At 48.9% G+C, this 26,106-nt stretch carries 22 protein-coding genes, 2 tRNA genes and 1 rRNA gene; 14 read left to right on the top strand and 11 right to left on the bottom strand.

The features are described 5' to 3' along the window. From OXB_RS00315 to OXB_RS00295, 5 genes are all read right to left on the bottom strand, one after another. Positions 1 to 1,485: a Na+/H+ antiporter subunit D gene (locus tag OXB_RS00315; RefSeq protein ID WP_041070715.1), complete on the bottom strand. Its 1,485-nt coding sequence runs from the start codon at positions 1,483 to 1,485 to the stop codon at positions 1 to 3. Continuing rightward, positions 1,478 to 1,819: a Na(+)/H(+) antiporter subunit C gene (locus OXB_RS00310; RefSeq protein WP_041070713.1), complete on the bottom strand. Its 342-nt coding sequence runs from the start codon at positions 1,817 to 1,819 to the stop codon at positions 1,478 to 1,480. The genes OXB_RS00315 and OXB_RS00310 overlap by 8 nt, the downstream gene beginning before the upstream one ends. Continuing rightward, on the bottom strand, positions 1,819 to 2,241 hold the full coding sequence (locus tag OXB_RS00305) for a Na(+)/H(+) antiporter subunit B (protein ID WP_041070711.1): 423 nt from the start codon (positions 2,239 to 2,241) through the stop codon (positions 1,819 to 1,821). The genes OXB_RS00310 and OXB_RS00305 overlap by 1 nt, the downstream gene beginning before the upstream one ends. Then, positions 2,228 to 4,636 carry a Na+/H+ antiporter subunit A gene (locus OXB_RS00300; RefSeq protein WP_041070709.1) on the bottom strand — a complete coding sequence of 803 codons (2,409 nt, stop codon included), beginning with the start codon at positions 4,634 to 4,636 and terminating at the stop codon, positions 2,228 to 2,230. Before OXB_RS00300 ends, OXB_RS00305 begins: the two co-directional genes overlap by 14 nt. A gap of 204 nt (positions 4,637 to 4,840) precedes the next feature. Further along, positions 4,841 to 5,851, bottom strand: coding sequence for a DUF1646 family protein (locus tag OXB_RS00295; protein WP_041070706.1), 1,011 nt, complete (start codon positions 5,849 to 5,851; stop codon positions 4,841 to 4,843). Positions 5,852 to 6,067: 216 nt separating this feature from the next. Between OXB_RS00295 and OXB_RS00290 the strand changes: the two genes are divergently transcribed. After that, a complete protein-coding gene (locus OXB_RS00290; protein ID WP_041070704.1) occupies positions 6,068 to 6,643 on the top strand; it encodes a YufK family protein in 576 nt (191 codons plus the stop codon). 10 nt (positions 6,644 to 6,653) lie between these two features. Here the strand turns inward: OXB_RS00290 and OXB_RS00285 are convergent, their stop codons facing one another. Further along, positions 6,654 to 8,507, bottom strand: coding sequence for a transglycosylase domain-containing protein (locus OXB_RS00285; RefSeq protein WP_041070702.1), 1,854 nt, complete (start codon positions 8,505 to 8,507; stop codon positions 6,654 to 6,656). A 65-nt stretch (positions 8,508 to 8,572) separates the two neighbouring features. After that, positions 8,573 to 9,802 (bottom strand): MFS transporter, encoded by a 1,230-nt coding sequence (locus tag OXB_RS00280; RefSeq protein WP_041070700.1) that lies wholly within the window; start codon positions 9,800 to 9,802, stop codon positions 8,573 to 8,575. A 503-nt stretch (positions 9,803 to 10,305) separates the two neighbouring features. Here OXB_RS00280 and OXB_RS00275 point away from each other — a divergent pair. Both OXB_RS00275 and OXB_RS00270 read left to right on the top strand, forming a co-directional pair. Next, positions 10,306 to 10,893: a peptidylprolyl isomerase gene (locus OXB_RS00275; RefSeq protein ID WP_041076054.1), complete on the top strand. Its 588-nt coding sequence runs from the start codon at positions 10,306 to 10,308 to the stop codon at positions 10,891 to 10,893. Between the two features lie 40 nt (positions 10,894 to 10,933). Continuing rightward, on the top strand, positions 10,934 to 11,155 hold the full coding sequence (locus tag OXB_RS00270) for a hypothetical protein (RefSeq protein ID WP_041070698.1): 222 nt from the start codon (positions 10,934 to 10,936) through the stop codon (positions 11,153 to 11,155). Between the two features lie 26 nt (positions 11,156 to 11,181). On the opposite strand, the gene OXB_RS00265 is transcribed toward OXB_RS00270, so the two are convergent. Continuing rightward, positions 11,182 to 12,357: a MalY/PatB family protein gene (locus tag OXB_RS00265; protein ID WP_041070696.1), complete on the bottom strand. Its 1,176-nt coding sequence runs from the start codon at positions 12,355 to 12,357 to the stop codon at positions 11,182 to 11,184. An 81-nt stretch (positions 12,358 to 12,438) separates the two neighbouring features. Here OXB_RS00265 and OXB_RS00260 point away from each other — a divergent pair, with 81 nt between their 5' ends. The 3 genes from OXB_RS00260 (at position 12,439) to yugI (ending at position 13,682) form a co-directional block, all read left to right on the top strand. Further along, the gene (locus OXB_RS00260; RefSeq protein WP_173426029.1) at positions 12,439 to 12,699 is read left to right on the top strand and encodes a DUF1871 family protein; all 261 of its coding nucleotides are present in this window, start codon (positions 12,439 to 12,441) and stop codon (positions 12,697 to 12,699) included. Next, positions 12,692 to 13,141, top strand: a complete 450-nt coding sequence (locus OXB_RS00255) for a hypothetical protein (protein WP_041070694.1) — start codon at positions 12,692 to 12,694, stop codon at positions 13,139 to 13,141. The genes OXB_RS00260 and OXB_RS00255 overlap by 8 nt, the downstream gene beginning before the upstream one ends. 166 nt (positions 13,142 to 13,307) lie before the next feature. After that, positions 13,308 to 13,682, top strand: coding sequence for a S1 domain-containing post-transcriptional regulator GSP13 (gene yugI, locus OXB_RS00250; protein ID WP_041070692.1), 375 nt, complete (start codon positions 13,308 to 13,310; stop codon positions 13,680 to 13,682). A 40-nt stretch (positions 13,683 to 13,722) separates the two neighbouring features. Here the strand turns inward: yugI and OXB_RS00245 are convergent, their stop codons facing one another. Further along, a complete protein-coding gene (locus OXB_RS00245; RefSeq protein WP_041070690.1) occupies positions 13,723 to 15,042 on the bottom strand; it encodes a sigma-54-dependent Fis family transcriptional regulator in 1,320 nt (439 codons plus the stop codon). A 135-nt stretch (positions 15,043 to 15,177) separates the two neighbouring features. Here OXB_RS00245 and pruA point away from each other — a divergent pair, with 135 nt between their 5' ends. From pruA to OXB_RS00225, 4 genes are all read left to right on the top strand, one after another. Next, positions 15,178 to 16,725: an L-glutamate gamma-semialdehyde dehydrogenase gene (pruA, locus tag OXB_RS00240; protein ID WP_041070688.1), complete on the top strand. Its 1,548-nt coding sequence runs from the start codon at positions 15,178 to 15,180 to the stop codon at positions 16,723 to 16,725. Between the two features lie 74 nt (positions 16,726 to 16,799). Further along, positions 16,800 to 17,993 (top strand): ornithine--oxo-acid transaminase, encoded by a 1,194-nt coding sequence (locus OXB_RS00235; protein ID WP_041070686.1) that lies wholly within the window; start codon positions 16,800 to 16,802, stop codon positions 17,991 to 17,993. A 74-nt stretch (positions 17,994 to 18,067) separates the two neighbouring features. Beyond that, positions 18,068 to 19,312, top strand: a complete 1,245-nt coding sequence (locus OXB_RS00230) for a Glu/Leu/Phe/Val family dehydrogenase (protein WP_041070684.1) — start codon at positions 18,068 to 18,070, stop codon at positions 19,310 to 19,312. Between the two features lie 426 nt (positions 19,313 to 19,738). Then, a complete protein-coding gene (locus OXB_RS00225; protein WP_041070682.1) occupies positions 19,739 to 20,902 on the top strand; it encodes an iron-containing alcohol dehydrogenase in 1,164 nt (387 codons plus the stop codon). 42 nt (positions 20,903 to 20,944) lie between these two features. Here OXB_RS00225 and OXB_RS00220 read toward each other — a convergent pair whose 3' ends face one another. Together OXB_RS00220 and OXB_RS00215 are read right to left on the bottom strand one after the other, a co-directional pair. After that, positions 20,945 to 21,952: a cation diffusion facilitator family transporter gene (locus OXB_RS00220; RefSeq protein WP_041070680.1), complete on the bottom strand. Its 1,008-nt coding sequence runs from the start codon at positions 21,950 to 21,952 to the stop codon at positions 20,945 to 20,947. A 12-nt stretch (positions 21,953 to 21,964) separates the two neighbouring features. After that, positions 21,965 to 22,687: an MgtC/SapB family protein gene (locus OXB_RS00215; protein ID WP_041070678.1), complete on the bottom strand. Its 723-nt coding sequence runs from the start codon at positions 22,685 to 22,687 to the stop codon at positions 21,965 to 21,967. 119 nt (positions 22,688 to 22,806) lie between these two features. On the opposite strand from OXB_RS00215, the gene OXB_RS00210 reads away from it, so the two are divergent. The 4 genes from OXB_RS00210 (at position 22,807) to OXB_RS00195 (ending at position 26,064) form a co-directional block, all read left to right on the top strand. After that, the gene (locus tag OXB_RS00210; RefSeq protein WP_041070676.1) at positions 22,807 to 23,697 is read left to right on the top strand and encodes a DMT family transporter; all 891 of its coding nucleotides are present in this window, start codon (positions 22,807 to 22,809) and stop codon (positions 23,695 to 23,697) included. 550 nt (positions 23,698 to 24,247) lie between these two features. Then, positions 24,248 to 25,799, top strand: a 16S ribosomal RNA gene (locus OXB_RS00205). A 100-nt stretch (positions 25,800 to 25,899) separates the two neighbouring features. Then, positions 25,900 to 25,976 (top strand) — tRNA-Ile (locus OXB_RS00200). Positions 25,977 to 25,988: 12 nt separating this feature from the next. Next, positions 25,989 to 26,064, top strand: a tRNA-Ala gene (locus OXB_RS00195). The last annotated feature ends 42 nt before the right edge of the window (positions 26,065 to 26,106 follow it).

The following is a 26,106-nucleotide window of genomic DNA, read 5'->3' as shown; positions in this document are numbered from 1 at the left end:
CTACTCCTTTAGCACCGCATCTATGTACATAGATGGTTGTAATAGTACATCCGAGGCATCCGTCATATAAGGGACCAGCCATTCGGTTCCGACTCCGTACATCACAGATAGGATGACGAGAACCACGGCAGGCAACATCAGACGGCGGTAGGATTGTTTCTCTTGCGGAGCCGCCAACGGTCGGGGTTCTCCCCAAAAAGCATAGATGAAAATCCGGATGACCGACAGCAGGACGATCAGGCTGGAAGCGAGGATGATGATGCTCCCCCAAATATGACCCGCCTCAAATGCCCCTTTGACAATGAGCAGTTTTCCGATGAATCCGCTAAGCGGCGGTACGCCGGCCAGTCCAAATGCAGCGATCAAATACATCCAGCCGAGAGGGGCATGGGTCTTCATCAGGCCGCCCATCTTCCGCAAATTCGATGTGCCGGTCACATGGATGATGATGCCGATCAACAGGAACAGCGCCCCTTTGATCAACATATCATGGATCAGGTAGAAGATCGCCCCTGAAATACCAGCTTCATTCATTTGGGAAGCGCCGAACAGGATGACCCCGACCGCGATGACGATGTTGTAGATGATAATCTGTTTTAAATCAAAATACGCAAGAGCTCCGATACAACCTGCGATGACCGTCAATAGAGAAAGGGCAAGCAGGAAACTATGGGTGAAGCCGATGTCCGTGAGGAAAAACAAGGTATAGGTCCTCATGATCGCATACACTCCGACTTTCGTCAGCAAGGCACCGAATAGGGCAAGCACCGGAATCGGAGGAGCCGCATACGAGCCTGGCAGCCAGAAGTACAGCGGGAAAATCGAGCCTTTGATTCCAAAGACGATCAACAGGAGTATCGCAATGACCGAGACGATTCCCGAAGGGCCGATCTCCGTCAATTTCACGGAAATGTCAGCCATATTCAATGTTCCGACGACAGAATAGAGGAAGGCGACGGTAATGACGAATAGGGCCGAAGAAACGACGTTGACCAAAACGTATTTAATCGATTCGCGAAGTTGTTTTTTCTCCCCGCCTAGCACAATAAGAACGTAGGAAGCGATGAGAAGCACTTCGAAAAATACAAACATGTTGAAAATATCGCCTGTTGTAAATGCACCATTGACCCCTGTCACCATGAACAGGATGGCGGAATAGTAGAAATAACGCTCCCGCCCTTCGCCGATCGAGGTAAAGCTGTATATGACGATGAAAAGTGTAATCAGAATCGTCGTCGTCACGAGCAGGGCAGAGAGCATGTCCGAAACCATCGAAATGCCAAATGGTGCGGGCCAGCTGCCTAGCGTGATCGCCTGAACGCCATCAGTCTTTACCTTGGCGACAAGGATCAGCGATGCCGCCAAACTGATAATCAGGCCGATGACGGTAAAAATCCGTTGAAGCCGCACATTTTCCTTGAAAAAGAGCAGCAGAATCGCGAAAAGGAATGGCAAAATGATCGGGAATAAAAGTAAGTTAATCATGTTCGTCATTTCCTTTCATCAGATTCATATTATCCGTCTTATGCTCAGCATAAGCCCGGTACGCCATCACGAGGATGACGGCTGTCACTCCGAAGCTGATGACGATCGCGGTCAGAATCAAGGCTTGTGGCAAAGGATCGACGTAATCGGTCACGCCTTCCGCCAAAACAGGAGGTGCCGGTCCGCCTAAGCCGCCCATCGTCAAGATGAGCAAATGGGCACCGTGGCTCAACAACCCGGTTCCGAGGATGATCTTCAATAGGCTTCGTGAAAGGATCAGATAGACGGCAGCGGTAAACAGGACACCGATGACAATGGCCATGATCAGTTCCATTACGCATCCCCTCCAATCGTCTGGATGATCGTGATGGCCGCCCCGACTACTACCAAGTATACTCCGGCGTCAAAAGCCATTGCCGTGTGCAGGGAAGTCACACCGAATAGAGGCAGCGTGAAGTCGTCAAAAGCATGCGTGAAAAAAGGTACATTGAAAAAGATGGACGCCGAGGCCGTGCCGAGAGCCAGGACCAATCCGACCGCGATGACAATCGTGAAATTGAATGGCAACGCCCTCTGTATCGTTTTCAAATCAAAAGCAAGCAGCAATAAAACGATGGCTCCCGTTGTCAGCAATCCACCGACAAACCCTCCGCCGGGTGTGTAATGGCCGGCGAAGAAGATATGGATGGAAAAAAGGAAAATCATGAAGAATACGACTTTCGTTGTCGTCTGTAAGATGACATCATTTGTTTTCATTCGTACTCTCCTTTCTTGCAAGACGCAGACGAATCATGCTCAGGACGCCAATCCCCGCTATGGACAGAACGGCAATCTCGAACAAAGTATCAAATCCACGATAATCCACTAAGATGACGTTGACGATATTTCCGCCTGCCGCTTCCGTGTAAACCGTATCTTTATAATACTGGGAAATGGATGGGATCAACTTTTGCGAATGGGCAGATAGGGCAACTAATGTCACCGTCACGCCTACCCCAAGTGCAATGATGGCATTGGTCAATTTGTTCTTCTTCGTCTCTCCATGCGATTGCAGTTTCGGCAAGTGCTGGAATGCCAATAAGAACAAAGCGACGGATACGGTTTCGATGACGAGCTGCGTGAGAGCCAAGTCAGGCGCTTTGTAAATGACGAAGAACAAGGCGACCGAGTAGCCTACAGCCCCGAGTGCGATGATTGCCGACAAACGTGTTTTCGCGACCACGACCATATAAACTGCCAGCAAAAGGACAACCGCTGTCAAAACGCCATATGTATGGACCGGTGCAAAACTCGATGGATCGACTACGAAAGCGTTTTTACCGAACAGCGTTGCAATGGTCCCAGCTGCGATAAAAGCGAACATCATGATCAAATAGGTGCGGATATGCCCCGTCATATAGAAACGGGAAATTTTGTTCATGCCGCGTTCGCTGAAAAGCATCGCCGAATCATAGAAATGATTCAAAGAGAGGCCATCCGGTTGGAAATCGTAGAGCTTCTGCCACTTGGGAAGTGCACTGTATAGGATGCCCCCGACAGCGATCACACCTACCGTCAACCACAATGCGGGAGAATCGAATCCATGCCATGCCGCAACATGCACCCCGATTTCGGAAGGGTGGCTGTATAGCGTAGGCTGGATTGCCATGACGGCAGGTTTGATGAACCATTTCGCCACGACATTCGGAATGAAGAAGATTGCGACGACAAGCGCTGCCAAGAAAACGGGGGACACCAGCATACCGATTGGAGCCTCATGCGGTTTCTTTGGCAATGTCTCGATTTTCCCTTTGCCTGTAAAGGTCCGAAATACAAAATAAAAGCTATAAATGAATGTGAATACGCTCGCTATCCAAGCGATGACTGGGAAAAGGATTCCCCATGTCGAAAAGTTGTACAGTTCGAAATGCTTCAAAGCTAGCATCGATTGCAGGAACATTTCCTTACTTAAAAAGCCGTTGAATGGCGGCAATCCGGCCATTGACATGGATCCGATGAAAGCAACCGTAAAACTGATCGGCATGATGCTCATCAATCCGCCGAGTTTTCGGATATCCCGCGTGCCGGTCTCATGATCCACAATCCCTGCAATCATGAACAAACTCCCTTTAAATGTCGCATGATTGATCAGATGGAAGATGGCGGCGAACATGGCAAACCCGAAGATCGCTTCATTGGTATGGTATGTAATGGCTCCTGCACCGAGCAAGGACATGATCAGCCCGAGCTGACTGACCGTTGAAAACGCAAGGATCGCTTTCAAATCCGTTTGCTTCACAGCGAAGAATGAACCCCAAAACAGCGTGAGCAATCCGATGCCGGTCACTAGCCAAATCCATAGTTCGGAAGCGGCAAATATCGGCGTGAAACGAGCGACGAGATAGAGTCCCGCTTTCACCATGGTGGCAGAGTGGAGGTACGCACTGACTGGCGTAGGCGCTTCCATTGCATCCGGCAACCAAATATAGAACGGGAATTGAGCGGATTTAGTAAATGCACCGAGCAAAATCAAGACAAGGGCGATAGTGAAAAAGGATTGTCCAACAAAACCGGAAGATTGATCAATCAATTCCCGGATCGAGAAGGTATCCCCCATAATTCCTAAAAGGATGAATCCCCCGAGCATCATGAATCCGCCAAACACTGTAATCATCATCGATTTTAAAGCACCAAATCTCGAGCGGTCCCGCGTGTACCAATACCCGATAAGGAGGAAGGATGAGATTGAAGTGAGTTCCCAGAACAAATAGAGCGAAATGACATTATCCGATTGGACAACGCCGAGCATGGCGCTCATGAATAGGAGTAAGTAGACATAGAAGTTGCCCAACTTTTCCCGGTTTTTATCCAAATAAAAAATGGAGTAGAGCACGACGAGTGCCCCGATCCCCGTAATCAGTAGGGTGAACAGAAGACTGAGACCATCAATATACGAAACAAATGATATTCCGAGCGATGGAATCCACTGGAGCTCAGAAATGAGATGCCCTCCGTCCATCGTCGTCTTGAGTAAACGGATGTAATAGATAAACAATGCGACCGGGACGAATAGTACAAACCAGCCTGTATGTATGCCTTTTACCTTCTTATAAAGGAAGGGCACGAACAATGCAGCGACGATCGGCAGGAATATCAAGAATACGAATTCCAAAAAAATCCTCCTTTCAATTAATTGAAACATTATTTTTTCACTGTTTTAAAGTATAACGTAAATAAGGATGTTTTCAAAGGTTTGAATGCAAGACAATCTGACTGTTTCCCCATTCAGAATAAAACCTTGGACAGCATGGACTGTCCAAGGTTCGATCTCTTCCTATTTAAATAAATGGATGGAAGTGACAGAATATCAACATTTCTAAAAAAAGACGATGATTAAAAAGTACACAATCATGGCGAGTAAACCGACGGGCACGGCGAAGCGCATCCATTCCAAACTTTTAATGTTCAATTTGCCGGCCGCGATAATATTCGGGATGTTCCCCGGAATCAGCATCCCTCCGCTGACAAGGAGTCCAAGGAGGATTGCTTGGATGGTCGTATCATCCATGGCAGGGCTGATTTCCGCGGCGGCCAATGTAGCGTTATCCAACACGGCGGATATCATATTGATCCAGTAGAGGATGAGCGGATTGAGCCCAAGCAAATAACGTTCGATGAACGGTTCGAAACCTGCACCGAGCAAAGTGAGAGCCATGACGAATAGATAGACTTTGAAGCCGCGGATCAGAATATCCATATACGATTCGGTCTCTTGGTCCATCCGTTTGCGAAATTGCTTTTTCGGATGGATCATCAAAGCAGCCAATAGTCCGAAAATGAAAACACCCGGTATGATTTCCGGACCGATCAGCTTCAATAAATAAAAGAAACTTTCATCGAGCTTGCTTACAGCAACAGTTGAAAGCGGTTCTCCGATTGGCGTCAGAACAGCGCCGAGTCCGATCGAGTAACAAGCCAGTATAACAAGCCGGATTTCGGATTTTCGATCAAGTCTCAACACACTGACGACCGCGACCAGAACGATCGCCGCAATAATCGCAGTGATGATGCTGGAAACGATACCGAGGAAAATGACGATGAGCGCTAAGAAAAGACGGAAAGGGAGCGCCCGGCTCATCCCGAGTATCGTTTTCTCGACAGGTTTCTGCAACCAGCGGAAAAGCAACCCAGCTACAACGACGGCCAATGTAATATGTATCGGGTCTTCAAGCGCTTTCATGATGAGAGCCCTATCGAGAACTTGACTGACTAGGACAGCCGCAAACCCCATCAAAAATAAAAAGACTTCCAAATTCCTTTCAACAATTTTCACTGTGAACGGCAGGAACAATACGAAGAGCAGGATGATAATTAAACCTATCATCATAATCCATTCCGCCTCCTCTTACTATCGTAAATTTGTTCTCGAAATGCTGGTCGTTTCAGTTGAGAGAAGCAGGCCAGTGTTTTATAACTAGTTTGAGTATGTCCAGGGGTGGATCAAGCGTTATAATAAATTCATAACGACTCTGCCATATACTTGCAATTCATATTGTTGGCCATATAGTAGGGAAAGTGACTATTTTCAATATAGGGGTGTCCTATGAAAAATCCATACCTTTTTGGTTACTTGCCTTTTGTGACCATCAGTCTATTCAGCCTGACGTTCGGGGTTTATACAGTGAGTACGTCCATCGGCTTGTTCAAGGAAATCGGGCTTTATTCGGGTATGCGTGAGTTTTTGACGGATATGCAGCTGCGCGTCTTCCTCCTTGTCGTCTACGCTCTCTTGTTTTTTATGTTGTTTTCCGCGTTGAAGCTGATCGCCCAGACAATCCATGAAACGGCGATGCTCTTTTTTTCGAAAGACCCGGATGGCATATCCTACAGTGAAGCAAGGGGGGGCAATGTCATTTACTTCTTCGGCTCGCTTGTCTCCGCAGGGGGGATCAATTCCATCAAACTGCTGGCAGGCATCTTTTTACTCACGACGTTCATCTATTTCGTATTCACGGTCTATAAGCTCAGCAAGTTCATGACGGTGGCCAGCACAATTGGGTTGTTAGTGTTCGAGATTACGATTTGGAGCGCTTTCCTATCAATCATTATATACATCCTCCTGCGCCTCTATAACGGGTTGATCGCCAGTTTGCCTTTCCTTGGAAATGAAATGGACTAGCCAATTTCGGCTAGTCCATTAACAATGTGGAGAAGAGGCGCAGATGGATCTTTTGGTCGCTTAGGCGTTTCATCGGTGTCTGCCTGTCATAGCCGACCCAAACAGCCGTTGTATAGCGATCATTCAATCCCGCCATCCATAGATCTTTATATTGGTCGGTCGTCCCGGTTTTACCGCCCGTATAGGAGGTGGAATGTGCCACGCCGCGACCCGTCCCATTTAATATAACGTCCTGCAGCAGGCGGCGCATCGCGTTCACCGTAGAAGGCGACCACACTTCGATTTTCTTTTCATCCCATTGGTAAAGCACATCACCGTCCCGGCTTTTGACCGAACGGATGGCATGCGGCGTTTTATACATGCCGTCGATGAAGCTCGTATAAGCGGATGCCATTTCGAGCGGCGTCATTCCTTTGGAAAATCCGCCAAGCGCTGCCGGATAATTCATATCCTGCTCGACGACCGATTTGAACCCGAACGGCTTCATATAATCAAATGCGTCCTGGATCCCCACCATTCGCAATAAGCGGATGGCTGCCGTGTTATGGCTATGCCGGAATGCCTCTTTGACGGTCACGGTCCCATACACATACCCCCCGATATTCGTCGGGCAGTACGAGCCGATGCAAATATTATCACTGTTCACGGGCGTATTTTCCGAGTACGGGCCGCTTTCGAACAGCGGGGCATAGACGAGCAGCGGTTTGATGGCGGAGCCGGGTTGCCGTACGGCTTGATAGGCCCGGTTGAAATCGGCTTTCCGATAGTCTTTCCCGCCGTATAGGCTGACGATTTCCCTCGTCCCGTTTTCGATGACGGCCGCCCCGGCTTGAAGTCCTGCTGGATATAACTGCGCAGATACCCGTCCTTCATCCCGTCTTTGCTTGCTTGGGTCCAGTGCCGTCTCAATGACGACCCCGGCGGCGAGCACCTCACGCGTCCGATTGGAAATGGTTGTCCGGATCGCCATCTTTTCATTTTCATCCTTCGCTGCGGCCAATTGTTTGGAAAGCCCTTCCGATCGGGCAATCAATTCGGAAAGCTCGGACATGACGTATGTACTGTAAACGGGGAAGGCATTTTGCTTCTTCTTGACATGCAGTACAATTTTTTCATTTTTATAATCCGCAGCGTCCTCTGACGTGATGACGCCATTGTTCGCAAGGACATCCAGGAGGCGTTCCTGCCTCTTTTTCGTATTGTCAAAATGCCGGAGAGGATCGTATAGCGACGGGTTATTTGGAATGGCGGCGAGAAAAGCCATTTCCCCCTCGGTCAATTCCCCGAGCGGCTTGCTGAAGTAGTACGTGGCGGCGGCGCCGAGCCCGTATACTTGATTGCCGAAAAACATCTCGTTCAAATACATTTCCAAAATCTCATCCTTGGTCGATTGCTTCTCGAGCTCTGCTGCGTAAAACAGCTCCGTCAATTTCCGTTCGTATGTTTTCTCTGTCGAAAGGAACCGCATCCGGACCACTTGCTGTGTAATTGTCGAGGCGCCTTGTTTCGTCTCGTCGGAAGCGGCGTTGACCGCAAAGGCGCGGACGATTGCCGCGACATCATAACCCCGATGCTCAAAAAAGCCTTGATCTTCGCTTTCCAAAAAGAGCTGTTGCGCGAAAAGGGGGATGGCGTCGAGCGGGAGCGGATCCCTCCATTCGACGTATTCTTCGGCGAACAGAAGACCGTTCCGATCTTTCAGGACGACGGGGACCGTGATGGGAGGGGGGGAGAGCTCGATTGATTCGCTCATTTGCGTATGGAAAGAATCCGCTGTTTTCCATTCATCGGCAATCGCTTTTTGAACGATGAACAGAATCGGAAATGTAAGGACGATCATGAAAAATCCTACCAACTGCTTCAACTACGCCCCTCCTTTATCCAATCAATTCCATAGAAAAAATATAGCATACTCCGGTTCGGAGTGTGCTATATTTTCGATAGTTTTTCATTCATCAAATAATGTTCGAAATCCACTTCTTTATTTCGGCGGGCGTAGAAGAGGAAGGCGAAGCCGACTAGAAACAGGACACCGGTGATGAGAAAGACGGAGGATATTCCGAAAAACCCACCGAGGATCCCGCCGATCATCGGGCCGATAATATTGCCGAGAAAACGGAAGCTCGTATTGTACCCCATCACTTCACCTTGGACATCGACCGGGGCCTCCCGCCGGATCAATGCCGTCGTGACAGGGATCATGCCTCCGACTGCAATGCCGAATAGAAGGCGACAGATGAACAACTGCCAAATCTGGGTGACAAATGCTTGGGGGATGATAAAGATGAACGAGAGCAAGAGCAGGATGGACAGCACTTTTTCATACCCGATCTCATCCCCTAACACCCCCCAACGGCGGGCGAATAAAAGATTGCCGATCCCTGCTGCACTGAACGTCACACCTGCCAGGAAAGCGACATCTTTGGCATCGGTCAATTCGGCGACATATAGCGAAAGCAAAGGTTGGATGCTGAAATTCCCGATTTGGATTAGGGCTGTGATGATCATGACATTGAGCATTAAGCGATGGTGCAGAATTCCGTGGATAATCATTTTCCGGGAGTACGGGGAAACCCGTTTGTTTTTCGTTTTCTTCTTCTCTTTTAATCCGAACAGTACGATGAGGGCGGCGGTCGTCACGGAAATGGATGTAATGATGAACGTATATTGGAAACCGAAGGCATCTGCCAGCAATCCGCCTAATACGGGGCCGAACAGCGTGCCCGTCACACTTCCCATCTGCAGCGTCCCTAGCATCTTACCCGCCTCTTCTTTTGCGGTTTGAGAGGAGATGAACGCCAAGGAGGTAGGGATGAACCCTGTCACGATCCCATTGGCGAGACGGAGGAGGAAAAAGGTTTCGACCGATTGGACAAATCCCATCAGAAAAACAGAAGTGGCGATTCCGAACCCGTTGATGAGCAGGATCGGTTTGAATCCATACTTGTCCGCAACCCTTCCCCAGACCGGGGACATTAGCAGGGCTGTCACGAAGGTCGCCCCGAAGATGAGCCCGGACCACCTCTGGACATAGGCATCCGAATGATCACCGAACGTTTCGATGTAGAGGGCTAAAAAGGGCATGATCATCGTCATCGTGCCGGCAACGAGAAAGTTGGAGATCCAAATTATGATGAAATTCCGTTTCTGCACGTTCATTCCGAAAACCCGCTTTCTAAGCTGTGTCATACTTGTAAGTAAACCAATACCCTTTCGCAAATTTTTGAATCCCGTCTTCTACGAAGGAGAGGATTTGGATAAATCAAGTATAAAACAGTTCGAACCCCGAAGAAAGAAACGTGCTTTATTCTGCGTCCGCTGGAGGACATCAAAGATTTGAATGGAACTTTTTGAGCAAAATGTGAACGCGGAAAACAGCAAGAGAGTATTTGATTATCGAAAAGGAAGAGCGGATATGCTAAAATGATGCAGGGTGACTGATTTTGAAAAAAATGATCTTTTCTATGTTGACGCTCTTTTTGTTCATGACCCTAGTGGCATGCGGGACCGAGAAACAGGATGTCCAGAAGGAAAACATAGACGAACAAGTAGAAGAAACGGAAAAACTGGAACAACCTGAGGAGCCGGAAGAGGTCGGCGAAGCCGAGCAGGCCGATCCGGCGGACGAACAGGAAACAACCAACACTAAGGAGGAAACAACCATGTATCCACAGCTTTCGAATGAAGTGGCCGCGAACGAAGCGCTTGTTGTAATGAATACAACACTTGGCCCGATCAAGATTAAACTATTCCCGGAGCTCGCACCGAAAACAGTCGAGAACTTTTTGACGCATGCGGAGAACGGTTATTATGACGGAATCATTTTTCACCGTGTCATCAATGATTTCATGATCCAAGGCGGAGACCCGACCGGCACAGGCATGGGCGGCGAGAGCATTTACGGTGACACGTTCGAGGACGAGTTCTCCATGCAGCTATTCAACTTGCGCGGAGCTCTTTCGATGGCCAATGCGGGACCTGGCACGAACGGCAGCCAATTTTTCATCGTCCAGGCATCATCAGCGCATGCTTCGGTAGAGCAGCTGAAAAACGGCGGATGGCCGGAAGAAATCGCGAAAGCTTACGGAGAGACGGGTGGAACACCGCATCTTGACCAAAAGCATACAGTTTTCGGGCAAGTGGTCGAAGGCATGGATACGGTCGATAAAATCGCGACTGTCAAAACCGGAGCACAAGACAAACCGGCAGAAGACGTGAAAATCGAATCGATTGAAATCCTTCAGAAGTAAACAACCTTGTGAATCCAATCAGATAAGGAAGTGTTTGTAAATGAACGCGATTTTAATGCCGTTCCTTTACTTCCCTGAAGACAAATCAGAGTATATTCCCGCGGTCATTTCTTTAACTTTTTTCATGATTCTCCTCATCTTGACCTTCGTGTGGATCCGACGCAACTCGAAGAAACAGGAAGAAGAGACGAGGGAATTGGAAGAGCGGATTTTACGCGAACGCCGTGAGGCAAGAGAAAAAGAGCAGCATCCCCAGAATTGAGGATGCTGCTCTTTTTCATAGGGCAATCAGTCTTCCATAGCACGGATGAACCGCTTGACGCCTTCTTCGATCAGCGAGCGGGGGGCGGCTACATTCATCCGGAGGAAACCACGGCCCGCCTCTCCATACTTGGTTCCTGGTTCCAATGCGACTCTCCCCTTCGTAAGAAGGCGATCCATCATCTCTTTTTCGGAGAGTCCAGTGTCCCGGTAATCAATCCAAAGCAAATAAGTAGCATGCGGCTTGTTGATTTTGATTCCTGGAATGGCGGCAGTCAGCTCCTGGATGACGTAATCCATATTGGATGAAAGCGTCTTGAGCAATTCATCCAGCCATGGTCCGCCTTGCTCATAGGCCGCTTTGAATGCGACACCGGCAAAGGTGTTCATCTCCATCTGTCCGCGCGCCATCGCTTTGTCCCGGAGTTTCTTCCGAATCTCGGGGTCAGGCGAGATGGTGACGGCCGCCTGAAGACCAGCTAAATTGAATGTTTTCGTCGGGGCTACGCAAGTGATGATCCGATTTGCTTCATCTCCGGCAATTTTGCCGAGAGGCGTATGGGTATATTCCGGAAATACTAGGTCCGCATGGATTTCATCCGAAATGACAAGGACATCGTATTTCGCACAGAGCCGAAGTATTTCTTGCAAATCCTCCTCTTGCCAGACGATGCCCCCTGGATTATGTGGATGGCAGAGGAGGAACACTTTCACGTTATCTTGTAATTTCGCTTCAAAGTCTTCGAAGTCAACGGAATAATGGCCGTCTAGTTCCTTCATTTCACTTTCGACCACCGTTCGTTGCTGCTGAAGGGGAATCCGGAAAAACGGCGGATACACGGGGGTGGTGATGAGGATGCCGTCCCCTTCTTCCGTAAAGGTATCAATGATGGTGGCGATCGCGGGAACGACCCCTTGATGGAATTGCATCCATTCGTTTTCCGTATTCCACCCATATCGATCGCCAAGCCAGTTGCGCAGCGCATCCCGGCAATCGTCGAATTCGGAAGCATATCCGAAAACCGGGTGCTCCAGCCGTTTCTTGATAGCATCGATGACTACATCGGGAGCCGCAAAGTCCATGTCGGCCACCCACATCGGTAAAATATCTGAAGCATCTTCCAGCCCATAGACGGCTGTCAATCGGTCCCATTTCATCGAACGGGTGTTACGTCTTTCCCACACTTGCTCAAATACGCTCACGAGAATCCCCTCTTTCTACTTTCCTTTTTTCATATCTATGCTATCATAAACAGGACTAAAGAAAAAAATAAGGTGACTATCGTGCAAACAATCGAGATGAACAAAAAGGCGGTTTCACTATTGGAAGAATGGGATCCATTCCAAGTCGGGAAAAAGGCGTATGAGTTGGAGATTACCGACGTCATATCCGAACTACACCGGCTGGACCACCCGGCCGACCTTGCGAAACGGATTCGTGAAATCTATGAACATTCCCATGAGATGTGGATACCGATCGAGAACTGTATGCAGATTTCCTATAAATTAATCGCCATCAAATATGAGGCGAAATGTATTGTCTGATTATGAAAACCCGTACCCTGTAGCATTTACAAGGCATGGGTTTTTATTTTCAAAGGTTTTATATCCTAAATTCATTCATCGCGAATCGAGCACTGTAGCCGAATCACTGATCAAGGGATATGAGGAAATGGAAACCGGCAGGCATCAGATCCAACATACGGGAGATACCTTCCATCGAATCGACGGAGCGGTTGCTGAGATGGTTAATCATATTGAAGTGGTTTCGAATAACCTGTCCGACATCGCGGTGAATAGCCAGCAAATGAGTGGAGCGATTGAGGGAATCGCTGCCATCTCAGAAGAATCGGCTGCCGGTGTGGAGCAGACATCGGCGTCCGCACAGGAAACAAGCAGTTCCATGGAAGAGGTGGCAGGAAGTTCACTGCAGCTTGCCAAACTCGCCGAGGAACGCAATCAACAAGTATTGAGATTTAAGATATAGACGTCCGTAGTTTTCCAAGGAAATTCCTGACCAGTCTCCCTTGGCGTTCCCCTCCCTTCCATATTGAAAAAAGTCGACTTTTTGCCTGTCATCTGTTAACATGTTATAATTTTGGATGGCCATATCGGCAGAAGAGGGATCAAGTATAGATTGGGAGCTGTTTCAATTGGCGAAAACATACAAAGCGGGAGAAGAGCTCACCGGCACTGTGACAGGCATCCAGCCATACGGCGCGTTCGTGGCGCTGGATGAGGAAACGCAAGGGCTTGTGCACATTTCTGAAATTACATTCGGGTTTGTAAAGGATATTCATGAATATCTATCCGTTGGACAAGAAGTGAAAGTCAAAGTTCTGGACGTCGATCCGGACGCAAAAAAAGTAAGCCTGTCGATTCGGGCTCTATCGGAAGCACCTGTCAATGCCCGGCGGGAGCACCGGCCGAAAAAGTCGCTGCAAGCCCGCGTCCAGGAGCATGACGCGGAAGGGTTCAATTCTTTGAAAGATAAACTGAAGGATTGGATCGAAAAGTCGGGACAGTGACCCAGTTCGATAATCAGCAAAAATAAAACGGGGAAAAGAGTCAATCCTTTTCCCCGTTTTTTATTTTGCGCAAGCGATACTGGAGATTCTGTCTGCTCATTCCGAGGGCGTTCGCTGTTTTCGTCACATTTCCGCCATGCAGCTTCATCGCTTTTTGTAAGTAATACACTTCCGCTTCGCGCAAGTACTGATCCAGAGGGGGCAGCTCGCGCTCGGGCTGGACGATGAAATCTACGGCTTGTGCAGGTTCCTCAATTGCTTCCGGTTGTTTCATGCGGAAGTGCAATGGAAGCATATCATAGGTGATGCATGTGTCGGTCGTGGAGAGGGAAGCGACTTCATCCAATAAAAGCTCCAACTCCCGCAAGTTCCCTGGCCAATCGTATTTCAGAAAAAAGGTCTCCACTTCGGGGCTGACGCATTCAAGCGGAGAGCCGAACCGTTCTTTCCTCTCTGTCAAATAAGCCATCACGAAAGGCAGGACATCCTCTTTCCGTTTCCGTAAAGGCGGAATGTGGATGACGAAAGATACAAAAAAGTAATAAAGATCCTTCAGTAACGTTCCGGATGCAATCAGTTCGACCGGATCCTCATCAATACTTGCGATGAACAGCTTTTTCGATTGATCTGTCGATTGTAGGATCGACAGCAATTTCTGTTGTAATGGAATGGGCAAAAGATCGATCCGTTCACAAAACAGGGTCATTGTCTCCTCCCTGTTCATTTCCTCCTCCAATCGATCCATCAACTCCGGATCCGAGCTATGGCAGAAAAGAGAATAGAACATCCCTTTCGGTGGCAACAATTCGTGATGGATACTTTCAGCGATTAGATCCTTCCCGGTTCCCGATTCTCCAATTAAGAGGACGGGGACATCCGCTTGGGCCGCTTTTTCGGCCGTGGCTATGACAGTCTTCATGGCATCCGATTCAGCTACGATCTGGTTCAGAGAGCGAATATGAACCCGCTTTTGCAAAGGACGCAGGACGTATTTCTCAATCGCCGTCACATCGCGGGCCAGTTCCACGGCTCCGATTAGTTTGTCCCCGTCAAAAACGGGGAAAGTGTCGTTGACTGTCGTAATTTCCGTCCCGATTCGGTTCCAATAGGTCTGTTTTACATTCAGCTGCTCTTTCCCGCTTTGCAGCACTTTTAATAAGGTACTTTCTTCTTTTTCGAAGTTGAATAATTCCAAAATCGAACGGTCCCCCACATCTTTCAATGCCAACCCTTCAATCTCTTTCATTTTATTGTTGTAAATGACCGTCCGCCCGTCCAGGTCGATCGCATGTACGCCAATTCCCGAATGATCGACAGCAAGTTTATAGAAGGGGAACAAGGCGATATCGTTACTTTTCATTTCCAAACACCTTCTGCTTAATTTTTTCTGGAGATTTGTAATCTATCACTTGAATTCCGCAATATTATTTTGCATTATTATAAGTGTAATGAACTCTAAGTGCAAACAAATTTTGCGTTTAATAAAAGGAGGATCATGATGATTCCATATAAACACGAACCATTCACTGATTTTACGCAAGATGCAAACCGAAAGGCCTTCCTAGAAGCCCTTCAGAAGGTCGAAGGGTATCTCGGTCAAGATTATCCGCTTATCATTGGTGGAGAACGCATCCTGACGGAGGAGAAGATCGTTTCCTCCAACCCTGCGAATAAAGAAGAAGTGATTGGCCGTGTTTCCAAATGCAGCCGCGATCTTGCCAAAAAGGCCATGAGTGTGGCGGATGAAACGTTCAATACTTGGAGGAAAGCGGATCCCGGATTCCGCGCTGACATACTTTTCAAAGCTGCAGCCATCATCCGCCGCCGCAAGCATGAGTTTTCAGCCCTTTTAACGAAAGAAGCAGGGAAACCTTGGAACGAGGCGGATGCGGATACGGCAGAAGCAATTGATTTCCTCGAATATTATGGTCGTCAAATGCTCAAGTTAAAAGATGGAATGCCTGTTGAAAGCCGCCCTGGGGAATACAACCGTTTTGATTATATCCCGTTGGGCGTCGGTGTCGTCATCTCTCCATGGAACTTTGCGCTTGCGATCATGGCTGGTACGACAGTGGCTGCTCTTGTAACAGGGAATACTATCCTCTTAAAACCGGCTTCGGCTACCCCTGTCGTCGCCTATAAATTCATCGAAGTATTGGAAGAGGCCGGTATGCCGAATGGAGTCGTCAACTATATTCCGAGCTCCGGCGCGGAGATCGGAGACTATCTCGTCGACCATCCAAGGACGAGGTTCATCTCTTTCACAGGTTCGCGTGAAGTCGGCACACGGATATACGAGCGTGCCGCAGTCGTGAACGAGGGGCAAATCTGGTTGAAACGGGTCATTGCTGAAATGGGCGGGAAAGATACGATTGTCGTCGACAGCGATTCGGATCTTGAGCTTGCGGCACAGTCCATCGTCAAATCGGCATTCGGTTTCAGCGGGCAAAAATGTTCCGCTTGTTCCCGAGCGATTATTTTGGAGGACGTCTATGACCAAGTTGTGGAACGTGTCGGGGAACTGGCGAAAGAGTTGAAATACGGAGATCCCGCCGACCAGGCGAATTTTGCCGGTCCGGTGATCGACCAAAATTCATATAATAAAATAATGGAGTATATTGAAATCGGCAAGAAAGAGGGGCATTTGATCGCAGGGGGCGAAGGGGATGATTCAAAAGGCTACTTCGTCGCACCAACTGTCATCGCAGACCTTGATCCGAATTCCCGCGTCATGCAGGAGGAAATCTTCGGACCAGTCGTCGGGTTGTCAAAAGCGAAAAGTTTTGATGAAGCGATCGAAATGGCAAACAATACCGTATACGGCCTTACTGGAGCGGTGATCACCAATAACCGTTTCCATATCGAACAGGCTCGCGAAAGTTTCCATGTCGGTAACTTATATTTCAACCGCGGCTGCACAGGCGCGATTGTCGGTTACCAGCCATTCGGCGGATTCAACATGTCCGGGACAGATTCCAAAGCGGGTGGACCTGACTACTTGCAACTCCATATGCAAGGTAAAACGACATCGGAAATGCTTTGATCTCCGATGCGGGGACGAGATGGCGCCAGATCGGCATGCCCGTCCCGTTTACATATGATGGAGGAGGAACAACGATGACAGTTTCGAAAAAATTGATCGACCAAACAGTGAAGTTCGGAGCGAATAATTATCACCCGTTGCCGATTGTTATTTCGGAGGCTCAAGGGGTTTGGGTAGTGGATCCTGAGGGAAATAAATATATGGATATGTTATCCGCGTATTCTGCTGTAAACCAAGGACACCGCCATCCGAAGATCATCCAAGCGTTAAAAGACCAAGCGGATAAAGTGACACTGACATCACGCGCCTTCCATAACGATCAACTGGGTCCGTGGTATGAAAGGATCTGTAGACTGTCCGGCAAAGAAATGGCACTTCCGATGAATACGGGCGCCGAAGCGGTTGAAACAGCCATCAAAGCTGCACGCCGCTGGGCATACGACGTAAAAGGGATACAAGACAACGAAGCGGAAATCATCGGTTGTGTCGGCAATTTCCACGGGCGCACAATGGCTGCTGTTTCCTTATCTTCCGATGAGGAATACAAACGCGGTTTCGGTCCATTGCTTCCGGGCATTAAACTGGTGCCCTACGGCGATATCAACGCCTTGGAAGAAGCGATTACACCGAATACAGCCGCATTCATCATCGAACCGATCCAAGGAGAAGCCGGAATCTTGATTCCACCGAAAGGCTTCATGAAGGAAGCGAGAGAACTTTGTAAAAAACATAACGTTCTATTCGTTGCGGATGAAATTCAAGCAGGCCTTTGCCGTACCGGAAAAATGTTCGCATGTGAATGGGAAGAAATTGAACCGGATATGTATATATTAGGGAAAGCTCTCGGTGGCGGTGTATTTCCAATTTCATGCGTCGTGGCCAATCAAGACATCTTAGGCGTTTTCAACCCTGGCTCGCATGGATCGACTTTCGGGGGGAACCCCATGGCTTGTGCAGTATCCCTCGCTTCCCTGGATGTTCTCGAAGATGAAAAATTGGCTGATCGTTCTTTGGAATTGGGCACGTACTTCATGGAAGAGTTGAAAAAGATTAAACATCCATCGATCAAAGAGGTACGGGGCCGCGGGTTATTCATCGGCGTGGAACTATCGGAAGCAGCACGCCCTTATTGCGAGAAGTTGAAAGATTTAGGGCTACTTTGCAAGGAAACGCATGAAACGGTAATCCGATTTGCTCCACCACTTATCATCAAGAAAGAGGAATTGGATTGGGCTCTTGAAAAAATCTACAAAGTTTTTGCATATTAACACAAAAAAAATGTCGAGTATGTTACAATGTTTCAGGAAGAAAAACATTATGAATCAAAGAGGCGAATCATTACATGACTGAAAACCTGAATCTATTTACGTCTACGCAAGAGGTCATCAAGGATGCACTTGAAAAACTAGGCTATGATGAGGGAATGTACGAATTATTGAAAGAACCAATCCGCATGGTTGAAGTGCGGATTCCGGTCCGGATGGATGACGGGAAAGTGAAAGTGTTCACGGGGTACCGGGGGCAGCATAATGATGCGGTAGGCCCTACAAAAGGAGGGGTACGGTTCCATCCGCAGGTCACAGCGGATGAAGTGCGTGCACTATCCATGTGGATGACATTGAAAGCCGGTATCGTCGACCTGCCGTACGGCGGCGGGAAAGGCGGAATCATTTGTGATCCGCGCGAAATGTCAATGGCAGAATTGGAAAGGCTTAGCCGAGGGTATGTACGTGCGCTCAGTCAAGTAATGGGGCCAGCTAAAGATATACCGGCTCCAGATGTCTTCACCAATGCTCAAATCATGGCTTGGATGATGGACGAATACAGCCGTATCGACGAATTCAACTCACCAGGATTCATTACAGGGAAACCGATTGTCCTCGGTGGTTCGCAAGGTCGTGACCGTGCGACTGCTGAAGGGGTTACGATCATTATCAAAGAAGCGGCGAAGCGTCGCAACATAGACATAAAAGGAGCCCGTGTCGTCATCCAAGGTTTTGGGAACGCAGGAAGCTTCCTATCGAAGTTCCTTCACGACCTAGGAGCGAAAGTAATCGGAATCTCCGATGCTTACGGTGCGCTTCATGATCCGGACGGCCTCGATATCGATTACCTTCTCGATCGTCGGGATAGTTTCGGAACCGTAACGACCCTGTTTGATAATACGATTACGAATAAAGAGTTGCTTGAGCTGGATTGTGATATCCTCGTTCCGGCGGCGATCGAAAACCAGATCACGGGCGATAATGCACATGACATTAAAGCTAAAATCGTCGTCGAAGCGGCGAACGGCCCTACGACGACGGAAGGGACTCGAATCCTGACTGAACGCGGAATTCTTCTTGTTCCGGACGTGCTGGCAAGTGCGGGCGGCGTGACAGTCTCTTATTTTGAATGGGTTCAGAACAATATGGGGTACTATTGGTCGGAAGAAGAAGTTCGTGAAAAAATGACGGAAAAAATGGTGACGGCATTTGATAACGTCTATTCCGTATCAGCGAACCGCAACATCGATATGCGCCTTGCAGCGTATATGATCGGTGTACGGAAAACGGCGGAAGCGGCGCGTTTCCGCGGTTGGGCATAATAAAGTTAAAAGGCATTTCCCGAGAGCGATCCGGGAGATGCCTTTTATGTTTTTCAACAGGGGAATGTCCAGGCTTCCTGTCCGGCAATTATCGAACAACGTGCTGAAGGGGCTGTCCGAAAAGTCCAGGCACAGAGTTGGATACCAGCAAAAAGTAAGGGCGCCGAGAGACTCCTGCGGGAAAGCCGGCCGACGAGACCCCGCACGGCTGTAAGCCGGAGGAGGCTCGTCGGCCGGCCCGCGGAAAGCGACCAGAGCCCTTGCTTTTTGCGTGTTTAACCGGAAAATCTACTTTCTGGATAACCCCAATCACCCTCCCGTATTCCCATTTTTCCCGTCATTTAATTTCTTCCCTTTGCCGCACGTTTGTATAGGCTAACTATTATCCGCGATAATACAAGTAATGATATTGGAGGTGGATTGAAGATGAATGACTTTGTATTCCATAACCCTGTAAAATTGATATTCGGGAAAGGGCAGATTGTGCAGTTGGAAGGAGAGCTCAAGCAATACGGCAACCGGATTCTCCTCGTATATGGCGGTGGCAGCATCAAGCGGAATGGACTTTATGATGAGGTGACCACTATTTTAAAGCAGGCAGGAAAAGAGGTATATGAGCTTTCCGGCGTGGAGCCGAACCCGCGTGTTTCGACGGCCCGGAAAGGGGCTGTCATCTGCAAGGAACAACGAATTGATTTCATCTTGGCTGTCGGAGGCGGATCGGTAATTGATTGTGCCAAGCTGATTGCGTCAGCAGCAAAATACGACGGGGATGCCTGGGACCTCGTTATGCGCAAGGTGCTACCGGCCGATGCTCTTCCGATCGGAACCATTTTGACATTGGCCGCAACAGGTTCGGAGATGAATGCCGGATCCGTCATAACGAATGAAGAAACCCATGAGAAAGTCGGCTGGGGCGGACCGCTTAACTTTCCAAAATTCTCGATTCTCGATCCCGCGTACACTTTGTCGGTGCCTCGAGACCAGACAGTGTATGGCATTATCGATATGATGTCACATGTCTTGGAACAGTATTTCCATAACGCTTCGAACACCCCTGTGCAAGATGAACTGTGTGAAGGGATTTTGCGCGCAGTGATAGAGGCTGGTCCGAAACTTGTGAAACATCCTGAGGACATGGAGTTGAGAGAGACGATCCTGTTAGCGGGAACGATGGCGTTGAACGGGATGATCGGAGTCGGTTCGAAAGGTGATTGGGCATCACATGATATCGAGCATGCGGTTTCCGCGGTCTATGATATACCGCATGCGGGCGGCCTTTCGATTTTATTCCCGAATTGGATGCGGTATAACGTAAAAGTGAAGCCGAGCCGCTTTGCAAGGCTTGCCGTCAAGGTGTTCGGAGTGGAGTCCGCAGGGAAGACGGAAGAGGAGATCGCTTATGAAGGGATTGACCGTCTGCGCGCCTTTTGGGATTCGCTTGGCGGCCCGAATGCGCTTTCGGACTATGGCATCGATGGTTCCCAGCTGGAACGCATGGCAGAAATGGCGACCGCCAACAGGCCGATCGGGAAATTCAATGTGTTGCATAAAGAGGATGTTTTGAAGATATTGCAAGCTTCCATATAATGAAGAAAGAGGCGATGCGGTTGCCGCATCAGCCTCTGTTTCTTATTTGATTTCCGGCAGTTTCGATGTCACTTGTTTGGTGGAATCCGGTGAATTCGTTCGGCTCCATGTTAAGATGCCGTCATCTTCGTCGAATGAAATGATAACGTCCCGTACACCTTTTTGCTTCAATATCGTATCCATGAGCCGATCCCGGATATCATCCACATAAGCTACCGTCTGGGTAGGGTCGACTTCTGCCACGACTTCGACATGGAGGAACTCCCCTTCTTTAATGACTTCCACCCGTTGGATATCCTTCACATCCGGGTCTTCCGCCACGAGATAGGCGATATGGTTGAGCATTTCTTCGTCCGTTTCACCAATCGCTCCCTTAGCGTTATCCAAGAACACTTTGCTGACCACATAAAACATCATTAATCCAATTAATATGGAAGCAATGCCTTCCGCTGCAAGAAAGCCGAAAAAATGGGCGAGTAGGATTGAGACGAAGGCGAGTACTCCGCCCGCTGTTGCGACGAGGTCTTCCATAAAGACAAGTTTGGTTGGCGGCTTTGCCTTGCTTAAATAGCGGAAGCTGCTTGTAATGGGAGCCAGCCCCCTTGCTTGCATTCCCGCTTCGTGCAGTACTTCTTTCCCTGCTTTAAAGAGAACTGTGAACTCCAGGACGATAGCTAGGCCGAGCACGGACAAGTTGATAAGCAGGCTGCCCGATTCACTTGGATTGAAGATGTGATGCCAACCGCCAATGATGGCTTCATAGGACATGATTCCAACGACAATGACCGCACCGAGGCAAACCAGGTTGACGACTCGGCCGAAACCATTTGGAAATTTGGGTGTCGGGGCTTTCCTGGAAAGGGCGGACCCGATGTAGACGAAGAATTGGTTAGCTGCATCTCCCAAAGAATGAAGCATTTCCGCAAACATCGCGACATTCCCTGTAAAGAAAAAGGCGGCGGCTTTCAATCCTGCGATGACAGTATTGACGATGGCTGCTAGAAGTGAAGGTTTGTTTCCTTCTTTCAACAATTTTAGTATGTCTGACATAGGAGACCTCCGTTAATGAAATAATTCCAACTCGACAGATTCTACATAGGGAAGTGCGGAGAGTTCGACATATAGCTGCGACGTTTCCTTTTTGGGCAGAGCGGCAAGGCGGAAATCCAACTCGTGTTTCGTAGGTTGGTCAGTTTCGATTATTTTCCGGATCCTTAAATTTTCGATCGACATCCCCTCTAGCGTTAAGTACTCGATCAGATCATCGATTTTTGACATATCTGTCACGATGAAAGTGAAGGCGGCATCTTTTGTCCGTAACCGTTTGGGTCCGAATTTTCCCAGCAAAGGGGAAAGCACCTCGATGACGAACATGACACTAAGGACGGCGAACGCAGCTTCTATATAGAAGCCCGCTCCCACTGCAATCCCGATTCCGGCCGCTCCCCAAATCATGGCAGCTGTAGTTAGGCCGGTGATGTTATCGTTATCCCTTCTCAGTATTGCCCCTGCACCTAAGAATCCTATACCACTAACAATTTGTGCGGCCAAACGGAGCGGGTCCATCGTGACGTTAATATCATCCCGAGACGGAACGAGATAGGCGGCCTCAATGGAGATGATCGTCATAAGGCAGCTGAAAGTGGCGATGACGGCACTTGTCTTTAATCCGATGGGTTTTTTCTTCATTTCCCTTTCTACGCCAATTACTAAACTTAAGACTAAGGCAAGGATGATCTTTATAAGAACATCGGGGTACATCGTTTCATTTAATATCCAATCCATACAAATCCCCCTTTATCTATGTTGGTGCTCATGGATATGTCATGATATACTCTTTACTATTCTATTGCCCTAAATGATAGGGTGTAACCTTGGCTCCACTTGAAAGAGAAGTGTTCTAAATGGAAAGACCTGCAATTCATCCTTATATCCCGATCGTGATCGGTGTAATTTCGGTCGTGCTCTCGGCCATTTTTGTGAAGCTTGCCAACGCGGACTCCGGAGTCATCGCTTTTTATCGGATGCTGTTTTCAGTGCTTGCAATGCTGCCGATCTTTCTCTATAAATACAAAAAAGAATTGAAGGAACTTGGACGGAAAGATTGGATCTTCTCCACAATAGCTGGAGTATTCCTTGCCTTCCATTTCATCTTCTGGTTTGAATCATTAAACTACACGTCGGTCGCCAGTTCGACGGTCCTCGTAACACTGCAACCGATTTTCGCATTCGTCGGCACATACTTCTTTTTCAAGGAAAAGATTTCGTTGAAGACGATCTTGTCTGCTCTAATCGCCATTTCAGGCAGTGTCATCATCAGTTGGGGCGACTTCAGATTAAGCGGAACCGCGCTTTTCGGGGATATCCTTGCGTTAATCGGCTGTGCGCTCGTGACCGCCTATCTGTTATTCGGACAAGAGGTTCGGAAAAGACTCTCCTTAATTACTTATACGTTTGTTGTTTATTCAATAAGCACGATTACATTGTTTTTTTATGTGCTGGCAAAAGGAGAGTCATTCGGTCCGTATCCCTCGATCGACTGGCTGTGGTTCATCCTGCTTGCGCTAATTCCGAATTTGCTGGGGCATACATTATTTAATTGGGCGATTAAATGGGTGAGCACCAATGTCATTTCGGTCGCCATCCTGTTTGAACCGGTAGGCGCCGCTATCTTGGCGTTTTATATATTTGGAGAGACATTGGCATTGTCCCAATTGGTAGGCGGTATCGTAGTTCTATGCGGGATTGGACTGTTCGTAATTGACCCGAAAAAACTTATCGAAAAGTTTTTTTGAAAAAAGGCTTGATTATTTAATAGGACATGTTGTATATTAATACATGTCCTTAGCGGACGGCGAACAACTTGAAAAAGAAATTAAAAAAGTTGTTGACTTCTCTTTGGGAAGATGTTATATTGAAAAAGTCGCTGTTGCGGCGAGAAATTAAATGAACCTTGAAAACTGAACAGCAAAACGTCAACAAATAAAGTCCGGAAGCCGACCCCGTCGGTGAAACGGACAAAACGAATCTTCGGATTCAAAATTGACATCTTAAATGATGCCAGCAAGAAACTCGAGCTATTCAAGTTTCTCTAACTGGCGGTTGAGACGTAGTGCAGTGCTAGGAAGCAAGCGAGTGAAGGAGGGAGCGTACATCAGTACGTGACCGACTGAACGAGCGCGGCTGACAACGCAATGCGCTGCGTATCGACTAGCCAGATCTGGTGGCCGAGGTGTGGTGGAGAGAGCTAGGAGGCGATTGAGCGAAGGAGGGAGCGTACTACGGTACATGACCGACCGAGCGAATGAAGCCGACAACGCAATCCGCCGCGCATCGGTCGCTAGGATTATGGAGAGTTTGATCCTGGCTCAGGACGAACGCTGGCGGCGTGCCTAATACATGCAAGTCGAGCGGACGGATGGGAGCTTGCTCCCTGAAGTTAGCGGCGGACGGGTGAGTAACACGTGGGCAACCTGCCCTGCAGATGGGGATAACTCCGGGAAACCGGGGCTAATACCGAATAATCAGTTCCTCCGCATGGAGGAATTCTGAAAGACGGTTTCGGCTGTCACTGCAGGATGGGCCCGCGGCGCATTAGCTAGTTGGTGGGGTAACGGCCTACCAAGGCGACGATGCGTAGCCGACCTGAGAGGGTGATCGGCCACACTGGGACTGAGACACGGCCCAGACTCCTACGGGAGGCAGCAGTAGGGAATCTTCCACAATGGACGGAAGTCTGATGGAGCAACGCCGCGTGAGCGAAGAAGGTTTTCGGATCGTAAAGCTCTGTTGTAAGGGAAGAACACGTACGGGAGTCACTGCCCGTACCTTGACGGTACCTTATCAGAAAGCCACGGCTAACTACGTGCCAGCAGCCGCGGTAATACGTAGGTGGCAAGCGTTGTCCGGAATTATTGGGCGTAAAGCGCGCGCAGGCGGTCCTTTAAGTCTGATGTGAAAGCCCACGGCTCAACCGTGGAGGGTCATTGGAAACTGGAGGACTTGAGTACAGAAGAGGAAAGCGGAATTCCACGTGTAGCGGTGAAATGCGTAGAGATGTGGAGGAACACCAGTGGCGAAGGCGGCTTTCTGGTCTGTAACTGACGCTGAGGCGCGAAAGCGTGGGGAGCAAACAGGATTAGATACCCTGGTAGTCCACGCCGTAAACGATGAGTGCTAAGTGTTAGGGGGTTTCCGCCCCTTAGTGCTGCAGCTAACGCATTAAGCACTCCGCCTGGGGAGTACGGTCGCAAGACTGAAACTCAAAGGAATTGACGGGGACCCGCACAAGCGGTGGAGCATGTGGTTTAATTCGAAGCAACGCGAAGAACCTTACCAGGTCTTGACATCCCGCTGCCCGGCATGGAGACATGCCTTTCCCTTCGGGGACAGCGGTGACAGGTGGTGCATGGTTGTCGTCAGCTCGTGTCGTGAGATGTTGGGTTAAGTCCCGCAACGAGCGCAACCCTTGATCTTAGTTGCCAGCATTCAGTTGGGCACTCTAAGGTGACTGCCGGTGACAAACCGGAGGAAGGTGGGGATGACGTCAAATCATCATGCCCCTTATGACCTGGGCTACACACGTGCTACAATGGACGGTACAGAGGGCTGCGAACCCGCGAGGGGGAGCCAATCCCATAAAACCGTTCCCAGTTCGGATTGCAGGCTGCAACTCGCCTGCATGAAGCCGGAATCGCTAGTAATCGTGGATCAGCATGCCACGGTGAATACGTTCCCGGGTCTTGTACACACCGCCCGTCACACCACGAGAGTTTGTAACACCCGAAGTCGGTGGGGTAACCCTTACGGGAGCCAGCCGCCGAAGGTGGGACAGATGATTGGGGTGAAGTCGTAACAAGGTAGCCGTATCGGAAGGTGCGGCTGGATCACCTCCTTTCTAAGGATATTTACGGAATATGAACCTTGGGTTCATACGTTGACGTTTTGCGTTCAGTTTTGAAGGTTCATATAATGGAACTTCATAATAATCCTGGAAGGGGCCTATAGCTCAGCTGGTTAGAGCGCACGCCTGATAAGCGTGAGGTCGGTGGTTCGAGTCCACTTAGGCCCACCATCATATACTTCTGGGGCCTTAGCTCAGCTGGGAGAGCGCCTGCCTTGCACGCAGGAGGTCAGCGGTTCGATCCCGCTAGGCTCCACCAATTAAAACTTTGCTCCTGCCGCTGCGCTTTCGTCGCAAGACT

This window comes from Bacillus sp. OxB-1 (assembly GCF_000829195.1).
Taxonomy (GTDB): Bacteria; Bacillota; Bacilli; order Bacillales_A; family Planococcaceae; genus Sporosarcina.
The sequence above is the reverse complement of the archived record's forward strand: the minus strand, read 5'-3'. Positions and strand labels throughout refer to the sequence as shown.